Consider the following 12,283-nt stretch of genomic DNA (forward strand, 5'->3'; position numbering starts at 1 on the left):
ACCCCTGCGCTGCAACGGGTACAGGCAGCTTTGTTACTGTATCCAGCGATACCGTTGGTGGCGTAACTATTGTCGAAGAAAATGGTAAGCGCTATCTCGAATTTGACGAGACCTTCAGCACTGATGACGGTCCTGATCTATTTGTATTGCTACACAAAGAAGCGACTCCCCAAAGCTATAGCTCTGACAAGTTTGTGAATCTAGGAAATCTACAATCCATTAACGGTAGTCAGCGCTATGAGATTCCTGAGGATATCTCCATTGATGAATTTAAGTCTGCTGTGATTTGGTGCCGTCAGTTTAATGTAACCTTTGGCTTTGCAGCGATTTAGAACGGGATAATATTTTGGTTCTAAAAGTCTCCTAAGTAAAAAAGAAAGGTTCATTACTCGATTTTTGAAGATCCCCCCTTAACTCCGCTCTGCCCCTAGCAGGTAAAGCTCTGGGGGATTTTCAATTGTTAGAAACAAGGTAAGGAGTTGTGAAAAAATAAGTTATTTCTAATTGCATATATTCGGGGTTACGACGAGGTCGATTGTGTATGTCAGGAACTGCCATAGATCAAGCCTCAAACGCTAACAGCCCCATTGGGAGAAAATCCTTCCGTTGCCATGGATAATGGAAAGGTACGTCAGCAGACGTTTTGTACTTTTCCCGATTTTTGCTTAATGGCAACCACATTACCCGCTGATGTTCAGCATCTAACCGAAGACACATCGGTGGCCCTAGCCAGTCAAATCCAGTTTGCTGATATCTCTACCAATCTCACAGAATCGCCCATAGCCACTAGCTATATGTGTGCTGGAACCGGCAAACCTATCCTATTAATCCATGGATTTGACAGTTCGATTTTTGAATTTCGTCGTTTAGTCCCCCAGCTATCTGCTAATGCTCAAGTCTGGGTAATGGATTTACTAGGCTTTGGGTTTACTGACCGCACGACGGATGCTCCCATTACTCCTACGGCTATCCAGCAGCATATCTATAGTTTTTGGCAACAGCAGATCGGCCAGCCAATGATCTTGGTCGGTGCTTCCATGGGAGGAGCCGCCGCTATTGACTTTACCCTCAATTTTCCAGAAGCAGTGGAGAAACTGGTGCTTCTAGACAGTGCCGGATTTGCTGCTGGACCAGCCATGGGAAAATTCATGGTACCCCCCCTTGATGGCTGGGCAACCACATTTCTCAAAAATCCTGGTGTACGGCGGCGGATTAGCCAACAGGCTTACTACGATCGCACCTTTGTGACTCCAGATGCTGAACTTTGTGCTGCCTTACATCTACAGATGCCCAACTGGAAAGAAGCCCTGATTGCATTTACTAAAAGCGGTGGCTATAACTTCTTGACTAACTATATTCAAAAGATTGAACCACCGACGCTGATTGTGTGGGGTAGGCAGGACAAAATCTTGGGTACCAAAGATGCTCAACGCTTTCAGCAGACCATCCCCAATAACAAGCTGGTGTGGATTGATGACTGTGGCCATGTGCCCCACCTAGAAAAACCCAGGAACACAGCCCAGGCAATTGTGTCTTTTGTGTAGGTTCAATTGGTAGACCTGGGTAACACCCAAAAAATTTGCCTTTATGGTATGTATATTGGAACATTAAGGTTTACTAACTAATTATCATATAGAAACCTAATGTGCATTTTGTCAGACGCGGGTAGCGCGTCTGCCTAATCTCACACGACTAATACGCCCATGAACCTCGGAATGATTCTAGACATTTGTCCGGAAAATATCAGTGTGAGCCGTTGGGTCCAGTTTACGGGTTCCATCACTTGGTGGGTGGCGAAATCTCCCCTGGCAAGCTTAATGATAGGGGGCATGCTTATGCTCAGCTTCCTAATTATTAGTGGACTCTTGATGCGGGGTTTTATTCTGCTGGGTCGAGGCCGCTCGATTAAGCGGGTTTGGAGCTGGGGTTTTCCCATCGCATTTTTGGTAAGCGTTTCACCACTGCTGATTGGAGAGCCCTTACTGACGCATTTCCTCCCGGCCTATCAGGGACAAACCGCCGATGCTGTTGTCATATTGGGGCGCGGCAGGTCGTTACAAAATAGCCGGGTGATGGCAGCGGCTGAACTCATGGCGATGGATCGTGCCCCACAGGTATTTGTCAGCGGCCATGGAGATGCACCTTTTCTGGCTAATCAATTAGAGCGTGTGGGCATAGCTCCTAGCAAAATCTCGGGGGAAGCTTGTTCTCGCACCACGGAACAAAATGCTAAATATACGGCTCAACAGTTGATGCCCAGTGGGGTTAGATCAATTATTTTAGTGAGTGATCCTCCCCATCTATTGCGATCGCAGCTAGTTTTTCGCAGCCTTGGGTTTGACGTCATTCCTTACCCCAGCCCCCTGCCGCAGACGCTGGGGCTACGGTATCGCCGTCTACTGACCATGCGAGAGACCCTGGGTCTCGTTGCCTATGGTGTGATGGGACGCTATCAACCCCGACCGATTCACTCCATGAATCCGACCGCTGCACAGTAAACTAGTGCGGAAACATGGTTTATCGGAGGTGCGATCGCAATGGGGTCAGCTTCATCACAGTCATCTGTCCGCTGGGTCGCCATCCTTACCGTGGTTTTCACCCTGTTTATTGCCTTTTTCTGGCGTTTAGACAGCATTGGCTTAATCGATGAAACAGAGCCTTTATTTGCCGAAGCCTCCCGTCAGATGTACGCTACCGGCGATTGGATCACCCCTTATTTCAACGGTGAAACCCGGTTTGATAAACCTCCCCTGGTGTACTGGGGGATGGCCTTAGGGTTTCACATTTTTGGTGTGGGAGAATGGGGCGTGCGACTACCCTCGGCATTGGCCGCTGCTGGTTTAACCGGGTTTAGCTTTTACACCCTGCAACGGTTTGGCTATGCCCATGGAGGGCAGTCCGCCGACATTCAAGATAAACGACAAGCCTTCACCCTGGCAGCTGTAGTGGGTGCCGTCTCCATGGCCCTCCACCCAGAGACCCTGGTGTGGGCCCGCACTGGTGTCTCAGATATGTTGCTATCAGGCTGTATGGGAGCCGCGCTGCTGTGTTTCTTCTGGGGGTATGCCCAAGCCCCCCGCTGGTACTACGGCTTCTACATTTTTGTCGCCCTGGCAGTATTAGACAAAGGCCCTGTGGGACTGGTCATTCCAGGGTTAATTGTGACAGTGTTTGCGGCCTATGTGGGCCAGATTCGCACCCTACTCAAAGAAATCAAACTGCTACAGGGTAGTCTCATAACACTGTTGTTGACGGTGCCCTGGTTCATCGCCGTCATCGCCATCCATGGTCAAACCTACATCGACAGCTTTTTTGGTTACCACAACTACGAACGTTTTACCGACGTCGTCAATGGCCACGCCGCCCCCTGGTATTTCTACTTTGCCGTCGTCGCCGTCGGCTTTTTACCCTGGTCCCCAGGGTTACCCTTTGCCATGACCCGCTTGCGCCCCTGGGCCTTAGGTTACTGGCGACATCAGCCCAGAGAGAAACAGCTAGGACTGTTTGCCCTCATTTGGTTTCTCACCATTTTCTGCTTCTTTACGGCTGCGGTGACTAAGCTACCCAGCTATGTGCTACCGCTCATGCCAGCAGCAGCCATCCTGGTGGGGCTTATGTGGGCCGGGCCGCGTCAGCGCGGTACCTGGATCAGCGCTATCTTGAGCATTGTGTTCTTTGCAATTCTCTCCATAGCCTCTTACCTCACCCCCAATTGGATCGGGGGTGATCCAGTCATGCCAGACTTTCCGGTATTAGTACGAGATTCTCAGGCTATGGCCTATGGCTCCATTGTATGGGGGCTAGCCACCCTGGCAGGGCTAGGATTGTTGCTAATGCGACGTGTTCGCTGGGTATGGGCCGTAAGTTTTATAGCATTCATGGCATTTACTGTGGTTTCCATTTTGCCCGTAGCCGCCATTGCCGACAGCCAGCGTCAGCTACCCTTACGACAGCTAGCCGAGACCATCCAAACAGAACAGCAACCAGATGAAACCATAGCAATGGTAGGGTTTATGAAACCCAGTCTGGTGTTTTATACCCAAAGCCCTGTACTATATACCTATAACCCTGATTCAGAGCAATTACAGGCCACTGGTCAAGCCCTGGTCGTGGGTCATCCCGATGAAATTGCCACAGCCATTAGCGCCAGCCAGTCAGGAGAGATTTTACAAACAGCAGGCACCTATCAGTTAGCTCGCGTAATCTTCACTCCAGAGCACTAACGGAACAGCATCTTTGCACGTATCCCGTAATGCCTTAGCTTAACAAACCCTTGTTGGGGTACTCCGTTTAGCTTTGAACGCTTTACTAACGCTTTGGCAACGTTGTTTCCCATAGCCTGTGACACAGACAATATCAGGAACCGCATCAACAAGAATTCAATACTATGGCACGTCAGCAATGGTCTTCCAAAACAGTTTTTATCCTCGCAGCTATTGGTTCAGCCGTTGGCTTAGGGAATGTTTGGCGCTTTCCATATCTTGCCGGTAAATATGGCGGTGGGGCTTTTCTAATTCCTTATTTAGTAGCGCTATTAGTTGTTGGGATTCCTCTCCTGATGCTGGAGTTTGCCATTGGGCAAAAAATGCAGCAAGGGGCAATCGGTGCATTTAAGAAAATGCATCCCAGGTTCCAAGGCTTTGGTTTAGCTGCAGTTATCGCAGGCTTCATAATCATTGCTTACTACGCAGTCGTCATGGCCTGGACCCTTATTTATTTTTTGGCAGCCTTTCGCGTCAGTTGGTCAGAAAATGCAGAACAATACTTTTTTGAGTCGGTCCTGCATCTAAGTGAAGGGATAAGTACAGTTGGTGCCATTAATTTCCCCATTCTGCTTGCCTTGGCAGCTGTGTGGATGATGATTTATTTTTGTATCTGGCGTGGGCCTCACAGTGCGGGTCACGTCGTTCTCTGGACTGTACCATTGCCTATTATCCTACTAGGCGTCTTATTTATCAGGGCCGTTACCCTACCTGGTTTTTTAGACGGTTGGCAGGTCTATCTCATTCCCGCTTGGCAAGTATTACTTAAGCCTGAAGTCTGGTCAGCCGCGTTCTCTCAAATTTTCTTTACTCTCTCCCTGGCCTTTGGCACAATGCTGACCTACGCCAGTTATAAATCTCCTGACAGTGAGATTGTGCAAGACACCTGGATCACAGCCTTGACCAACAGTGCCATTAGTTTATTCTCAGGTTTTGTGGTCTTTGCCGTCTTGGGATACATGGCGTTGCAAACAGATACCCCAGTAACAGAACTGGCGGCCTCTGGACCAGGTTTAGCGTTTGTGGTCTTTCCCCAAGCCCTTAGTCTCATGCCACTACCAGGGGTGTTTAGTGTCCTCTTCTTTCTCATGCTATTCTTCCTGGGGATTGATAGCGCATTTTCCATTGTGGAAGCGGTTAACGCAGCCATCCTAGATCTTAAACCTAACTGGCAGACTCAATACGTATCCATCGGCGTCTGTTTGTCAGGCCTATTGGCGGGATTAATATACACCACCCAGGCAGGTCTTTATTTTCTAGACATTACAGACCACTTCATCACAAATTACACCCTCATATTGATTGCTATTGCCCAAGCAATTTTAGGAGGTTGGATCTATGGGGCTGAAGTACTGCGTCGATACATTAACAACGTCAGCAACTGGCAAGTAAATCGATGGTGGTCCATATTGATCAAGTTTATTGTTCCAGGCTGTCTAACTGCACTCTTAGTAGCTCAACTGATCAATGATCTCCGTGTTCCCTATGAAGGCTATCCAAGCTGGGCGTTAGCCTTTGGCTGGCTGTGGGTGTTGTTCCCAATTGTCATCATGGTCGCTCCTTTCATCATCAAACTAGAGGGAAGTAAAACGGAGCATTATTCCGCCACTATTCCCCCCAGGAAATAGTTAGGGTTTCTAAGTAACACAGCCCATCAAAACTGTTCGATTCGATACATTTTGTGTTAACTTTTAAATCCATGTACCTGAAATAAAAAACATTCGTTACCAGCATCTGCTATGAAAAGCTACTTTTCTGCCCTGATTGATCGTGATCTATGTCCCGGTGCGGTCAAAGTTGCGCTTGTCGTTGGTACTCTTCTGTTCAGCATCAACCATGGCCCCGCCCTTGCTAAGGGTAAAATGACACCCACCCGCTGGCTGGCTGGACTGTTAACCTACGTCGTGCCCTACTCTGTCAATATCCATGGGCAGTATGCTTATCGCAAGCGTCAGTCAGCGTCTTAGTTGGATACAGGTACTTAGTTGAATACAGAACACGACCATGGCATGGTTAGATATGCCATGGTCGCCCATGCTAAGAGGGTAGAACGACTGCCGACTAGCCTGGTTCAAGGTGACCTATGCAACCCTTTCCAACAACTCTCCCCGAGCTAAAGACTCGGCAGTTCAGGCTGCGTTCCATGTCGACTAATGACAAGGCCAGTCTATTTGCTATCTATGGCGATCCAGAGGTGATGCGGTTCGCAAGTGATGAGACATTCTCGACCCCAGCAACAGTTGACGAGATGCTCTCAAGTGTCAGCCAGCTCTTCCAAGAACAGACATCTATGGAATGGGGTATTGAGCGACGTACCGACCATACATTGATTGGCACCTGCGGTCTGCACTCCTTTGATCTGACAAACAACTCGGCAGAGGTGGGCTGCATGCTTACCAGGTCAGCCTGGGGACATGGGTATATGCAAGAAGCACTGCGCGCAGTTATCTGGTATGCATTTTGCGATCGCAAAATCACGCGCTTGCGAGCTGATATTGATACCCTCAACCACCGTTCTATTCGCTTGTTTAGCAAGCTGGGCTTTATCCATCAGGGAGGTACCATCTATGTTTGCAAACCTAAGTGCAAACCTGAGGGAGGCGATCTCTGATCCACACTAAGGATTTCTAGCAGATATGGCTTTGATGCCTGAGTAGGCCTGTAGAATATCAAAATTAAAGTGTTTCAATTATTTGTCAAAGCAGATGTCTCAGGTGTCAGACAAGAAGCTTAAAGAGAAATTTTGCCAGCAACTTTTGTTGACTGCTCAAGAATTAATTCCTAACACAGCGGTAAATAACACTACAGTTCAACCCTTAGCCACATTAACAAAGTTAGTAGTTCGCCATCGAGAGACGATACGCGCTCTGAAAGTAACCTACCCCTCGCTTGTTATCATCCTATCAGGATCCAAAATCTTCTATATCAATGAACAACCATTGACATTTGAAGCGGGTGATTTATTTGTTATCCCTCCGCATATTACTTTCGATGTCATTAATCAGCCTCCAATCCAAGGCGAGTACATTGCTCTTATCCTGGAACTATCAAATAATTTACTGGAACGTGTTCGGAGGGCGTATCCAGAAATCATTGAATCTTACTATTCAACTTCACATAGCTGAGTTTTTCAAGCCTGACCGACTTAGTAATTCATATGTCTACAATGCCTGAATCCAAAAGACTGCTGCACATGTTAATAGATAGCCTCCAGATGTACAGCAGTCGTATTCAATGGTGCTTAAAGGTAGAGGTCAAGCAATCAGTGTGAAATCTGTAGCAGTCAAGGTATTGGTGTTGACACCATTGAGCATTGCAAGCTCCTCAGTGCCAGCAAAGATGCTGTTTTCACTAAAGCTAAGACTGCCAAAGGTCAGTCCATCTGCGAGCCCAATGAAATCAGTGCCAACTTCGAAATCAGTAATGGTATCCAGTCCTTCCCCTGTCGCCAGCACAAAGGTATCGCTGCCTTGTTCCCCTGAAGAATCATCGCCTGATAAAGTATCGTTACCTAATCCGCCCCGGAGAATATCATCGCCATCATCACCAAAGAGCCTATCACTACCACTTTCGCCAAAGAGGGTGTCATTTCCTCCCTTTCCACTAATAGCATCATCGCCACGACCGCCATAAATGATGTCATCGCCCCCAATGCCAATCTGCGGGTTGCGATTATTGAGATCTCCCCGCATGACATCATTACCATTACCACCAAAGAGAGTGTCATTACCTAAGCCTCCCGCAATGAGATCATCACCTCCACTCCCCGAGAGAATGTCATTGCCTTCCTTCCCGTCTAATTCATCATCACCATCGATAGCGTTAAACACGTCATCGTTATTAGTGCCTACAAATGTGTCACTGCCAGGAGTACCTTGGTTGGGTCTCGGTCTATCTGGTGGAGTTTCAATTGCTGCAATTAAGGCATCGACTAGATCTGCAGCGCCGTTAACATTCAGCGCCTCACCTCCCGTGATTGCGGCAAGACTGCCAAAGTCCGCAGTAGTGGTGGGGTCACCGCCAATGACAATAGTAAAGATTTCGACAGGGACAGCAACGGGTTCAGCACTTGCATTATCCATGGCGACATTAAAGCGAGTGACCGCCAGCCCATCAGAGACGGCTTCAGTCGAGATATCTCCTGCGATTGCCGTTGATGCTGCCGCCCCCGAAACACCAACATCATTAGCGAGTGCGAGTACCTGCGAGCGCAGTTGATTATCGCTAGGAGGTGCATCCCCAAAGAGAATAATGCGTCGAGCGGCAGCATCTTCTCGCCATGCACCGGCACCACCTGATAGAGCCCGAATTAGTCCAGCATTGACAGCTTCTGGGAAGTCCCCGCCCCCACTGGCAGAGAGGCTGTTAATAGCATTAATAGCAGCGGTTTTGCGGTCTTCGACACTGGGTTGGTCTGTGAACGAGAGGACGGTATTGGTTGCGGGGTCATTGTATCCGACCACAGCTACTCGGGAATCGAGCCCTACGACTTGTCCACTGAAGATGGCATTGATGACTGCGACAGCACCGGCCTTGACTGCATCGATATCATCACGCATACTTCCTGTTGTATCAATGACAAAGGCAATATCTTGCCCTGGAGTTATATCTACAGTTACAGTCTCAAAGGCGACTTTTTCAACATTTAAAAGAGTATCAGTACCATCTCGGCCAGCTACATTGTCAACAACTCTGACAGAATCATCGGGGTCAAAGAAGATTGTGTATTCACCTGCGAGAAAAGAACCTGAATAAATAGCGACATCACCTTCATCAGAAGAAGGTCCACCATCTATTATGTCGTTACCTTTTCCGCCAATTAGAGTATCGTTGTCGTCTCCGCCAATTAGAGTATCGTTGTCGTCTCCGCCAAAAATAAAGTCTTGGCCGGTACCGCCTTCTAGGATATCATCACCACCATTACCAATTAGAATATCGTCGCCACTGATAGGATCGGGAACATCAGGCATAAGAAATCTATCGTTTTTCTCACCACCTTCAAAGTAATTGCGGTTAATTCCGGCAATAACCTTTACTGCATAATCATCTCCTGCGATCACAAAATTTTCCTCTACGCCTGAGTTTTGGCGTAAGTCAACCTGTCCACCTAGTAGAACCGTAATATTGCTAACAAGATTTATTGATTCTGGAAAGATATCATTGAGGTTTGATTTCGAAGGGAGATCATTAATGAAAGCATCTCTATTCTCAATATTCGAGAAGATAGAAGTACTAAGAGCTTCTGATACTTCAGCATATATCTGCGGATCGTGATTTTCTAGACCAGGAAAACCACCTAGAAAACTAGGGACCTCCGGTGCAAATGCGGCATTTAGCCCCATTGTACTTAATCGACCTCTTGCATCAACAAGTTTGTAAATTGGATCTAGAGAAGTCCCTATATGCAGAACCCTATCATCAACTCCGACATTAGGGCTGCCAAAAGTAACCGCACTATAATCTTCATTGCCTGCAAAGTAGAGATCCATTAATCTCTGAGTAATACTGCCGCCGATACTCTGCCCTGTCAACAAAACTCTTTCTACATTATTATGTTCATCTAAATAAGTATTGAGTGATGCTACTAGAGGATCATAAAGTGCTCTAATTCGACTATCACTTAAGACTGGGACTGGAACACTTCCATCTACATATGTGATTAGAACATCTGCAAGATCTCCTGTCCCCTGAAAAGCTAATGCTAATGTGTTTGTTTCAGTATTTCTATATACAACTGTTTCACCAGCTTCACCTAGATCTGGATTTAGGAAAGGTACGTAGCTTGCATTTTCAGAGCCTAAAAGATTGCTTGGAAGGCCAAGCTGCCCGGTTATATTCAACCATTTGTCTTCTCTGTTGCTAAACTCTAAGGTTGCTGGTTCGTCCTCATAAGCTTCTCTAGACATGAGAGCTAGATCAGCAATTTCTTCACCTGTAACTCTTTCAAATCCAAATAGGAATCCCATATTTTCACCTGCTATTTTTAGGAACAGAAAAATCAACCTTAAATATCAATCTGTATATTGGCTAACTTTTGGCCAAGAAATCATATCTCTCGGAAGTTAGTAGGAGCTAAAGCCTTGCACTGAAAGTACATAGTTTAGGAATAGCGCATTTGGGACAATTAATACGTTTTTTAAGGTATTAATTTGTTTGCTTTTTATGCCCTAATTTCAATATAAAAAGTTGGCAATACTTTTCATTTCATGCTCATTATGCTGTCAAAGAAAATAGGATTCTCTAAAACCCTATTCATTCTTGATAAGCAAATCTACTACCTCTAGGCTACTGTGTTCAATTGCAACTTCAAGAGGTGTTTTATCTTTGAAATTTTTGAGATTTATGTTTGCGCCATTCTCAATGAGAATGGCTGCTATTTCATGATGGTTGAAAATCGCTGCATTATGGAGAGGGGTATTTTCATTCCAATCTGCTAAATTTACATCTGCCCCAACGCTTATTAGAAAAATTGTCACATCTAGATGATTCCCTTCAACAGAGCGATGAAGTGCACTTGGAACATTTGAATTAGGCTCTTTTTTTACCTCAGCATCCTCATCAAACAAAAACTTCACAAGTTGTAAATTACCTCTAGATGCAGCATTCTCTAGTGCTCTAGATAAGTATGCGCTTTCAATATGCACATCCGCTTCAAATAGGATTCTAAAAATTTTTGAACCGTCATAGTATCCAGCATTAGCAATTAGTCCCCCATCAAACTCAAAAACAGCATTTTCACTCTTTAGAAACAAGCTCAACAGCCTAGGTCGATTGAGCACAATTGTTAGATTTAATGGTGATTCAGCAGCCTTGGAAATATTTATATTTGCTCCATTTTCTAGTAATAAATTTTTAATCTTCATATCCCCTTTTTGAACCGCCATATATAATGCCGTAGTCCCAACATCCTCAAACATAATTGGGAACGGTATAGCTTTTTTCTGAGCATCAATATCGACACCTAGATCAATCAGTTTAGAGACGATTTTATAGCTCCTCATTTCTGCTGCACACATGATCAATGGCGTTCGGCCAAGATATGCGGAAGGGCTACCACCTGTGGTCAAGTAAGTATTGAGAACTTTGATATTTTCGCAAGCCCTTTGAGGTGGGCCAATGCCTACCCAACTTAAACCCCCCCATCGAAACCGATAACCGATAAGGGTCATTGTGATGAATAATAAACACCCCCCAATCAAACGTGCTCTCTGCATCTTTTGAGCCTTAAAAATGAGTCTCTAAATTGATTCGAACGATTATTTCAGATGTCAGTTAAGTTAACCATTATTCCTGGCAATTTATTGACTGAATATCCAATAGTTCTTATAAACGGAAATGTGGGCTAGGACTGAACTCGGAAGCCAGAAGTCGGCAGTCGGAAAGGGAAGGCATTGCGTAGGGCTTTGCTCTTCTCGCAGAGTCCTCCTACTTCCGAACTTCGAACTCTAACTTCCTGGAGAAATCGTCCCGCTTTGCGTTGGTAAGCTTGATGACGTCTTTGTCCAAACTGTATTGAGTGAGGAAATCGATCCAGGCTATAGAGTTGTTGATCTTTCAGAAGTTGATTACGAGAACAAGTAACATTGAATAAGAGCGGATTAGGGGACCTGCAACAAAGTCAATTTCTTTTCAACAGAATGAAGCATATGTAAACTCAGCCTCTGATACTGACTTAGTCGAAAGGATTTTGCAGGATCATATTCGGCAGGTTGAAAACCGACAGCAAAGACTCATCGAACAAGCAAATAGATTGTGTCCAGGCGGCTATTGCTCACAGGATGTTGATATTGAAAAAGCGATTATGGATGTTTATGGTTCAACTGGATGCCCAAATGTAGCTACACTAGAGACCTATGTGAGTGATTAAGTAGCCTAATGCGTGGCAAAAAAATTCTAGGTAGATACGTTTCGGATTTTGAGTCAACGCCTATGCCTGATATAGTCATCCGTCTTGATTCTTGAGGGTAGATCGGTATGATCTGAGAAATTGTATTCATCAGAGCATGTTCCCCCCGTATCGT

General features: G+C 45.9%; 10 protein-coding genes. 8 read left to right on the top strand and 2 right to left on the bottom strand.

Features of this window, described 5'->3' with window-relative positions; genetic code table 11:
• The 8 genes from DXZ20_RS22265 to DXZ20_RS22300 all read left to right on the top strand — a co-directional run.
• Positions 1 to 332, top strand: a 332-nt coding sequence (locus DXZ20_RS22265; RefSeq protein WP_163703582.1) for a DM13 domain-containing protein, incomplete at its 5' end; no start/stop codon positions are given.
• 279 nt (positions 333 to 611) lie between these two features.
• Positions 612 to 1,544 (top strand): alpha/beta fold hydrolase, encoded by a 933-nt coding sequence (locus DXZ20_RS22270; protein WP_163700790.1) that lies wholly within the window; start codon positions 612 to 614, stop codon positions 1,542 to 1,544.
• 291 nt (positions 1,545 to 1,835) lie between these two features.
• The gene (locus tag DXZ20_RS22275) at positions 1,836 to 2,498 is read left to right on the top strand and encodes a YdcF family protein (RefSeq protein ID WP_163670695.1); all 663 of its coding nucleotides are present in this window, start codon (positions 1,836 to 1,838) and stop codon (positions 2,496 to 2,498) included.
• Positions 2,499 to 2,537: 39 nt separating this feature from the next.
• Positions 2,538 to 4,223: an ArnT family glycosyltransferase gene (locus DXZ20_RS22280; RefSeq protein WP_163700793.1), complete on the top strand. Its 1,686-nt coding sequence runs from the start codon at positions 2,538 to 2,540 to the stop codon at positions 4,221 to 4,223.
• A 164-nt stretch (positions 4,224 to 4,387) separates the two neighbouring features.
• Complete coding sequence (locus DXZ20_RS22285; protein ID WP_163670698.1) at positions 4,388 to 5,890, top strand: sodium-dependent transporter; 1,503 nt, start codon at positions 4,388 to 4,390, stop codon at positions 5,888 to 5,890.
• Between the two features lie 111 nt (positions 5,891 to 6,001).
• Positions 6,002 to 6,229, top strand: a complete 228-nt coding sequence (nrtS, locus tag DXZ20_RS22290) for a nitrate/nitrite transporter NrtS (RefSeq protein WP_163670699.1) — start codon at positions 6,002 to 6,004, stop codon at positions 6,227 to 6,229.
• Between the two features lie 116 nt (positions 6,230 to 6,345).
• Positions 6,346 to 6,873, top strand: coding sequence for a GNAT family N-acetyltransferase (locus DXZ20_RS22295; RefSeq protein ID WP_163700796.1), 528 nt, complete (start codon positions 6,346 to 6,348; stop codon positions 6,871 to 6,873).
• Between the two features lie 94 nt (positions 6,874 to 6,967).
• Complete coding sequence (locus tag DXZ20_RS22300; RefSeq protein ID WP_163700798.1) at positions 6,968 to 7,387, top strand: AraC family transcriptional regulator N-terminal domain-containing protein; 420 nt, start codon at positions 6,968 to 6,970, stop codon at positions 7,385 to 7,387.
• Between the two features lie 129 nt (positions 7,388 to 7,516).
• On the opposite strand, the gene DXZ20_RS22305 is transcribed toward DXZ20_RS22300, so the two are convergent.
• Both DXZ20_RS22305 and DXZ20_RS22310 read right to left on the bottom strand, forming a co-directional pair.
• Complete coding sequence (locus DXZ20_RS22305; protein ID WP_163700801.1) at positions 7,517 to 10,264, bottom strand: VWA domain-containing protein; 2,748 nt, start codon at positions 10,262 to 10,264, stop codon at positions 7,517 to 7,519.
• A gap of 246 nt (positions 10,265 to 10,510) precedes the next feature.
• Positions 10,511 to 11,431: an ankyrin repeat domain-containing protein gene (locus tag DXZ20_RS22310; protein ID WP_163700804.1), complete on the bottom strand. Its 921-nt coding sequence runs from the start codon at positions 11,429 to 11,431 to the stop codon at positions 10,511 to 10,513.
• Positions 11,432 to 12,283 lie beyond the last annotated feature (852 nt).

This window comes from Adonisia turfae CCMR0081 (assembly GCF_011009555.1).
In the GTDB taxonomy this organism is placed as follows: Bacteria; Cyanobacteriota; Cyanobacteriia; order Phormidesmidales; family Phormidesmidaceae; genus Leptothoe; species Leptothoe turfae.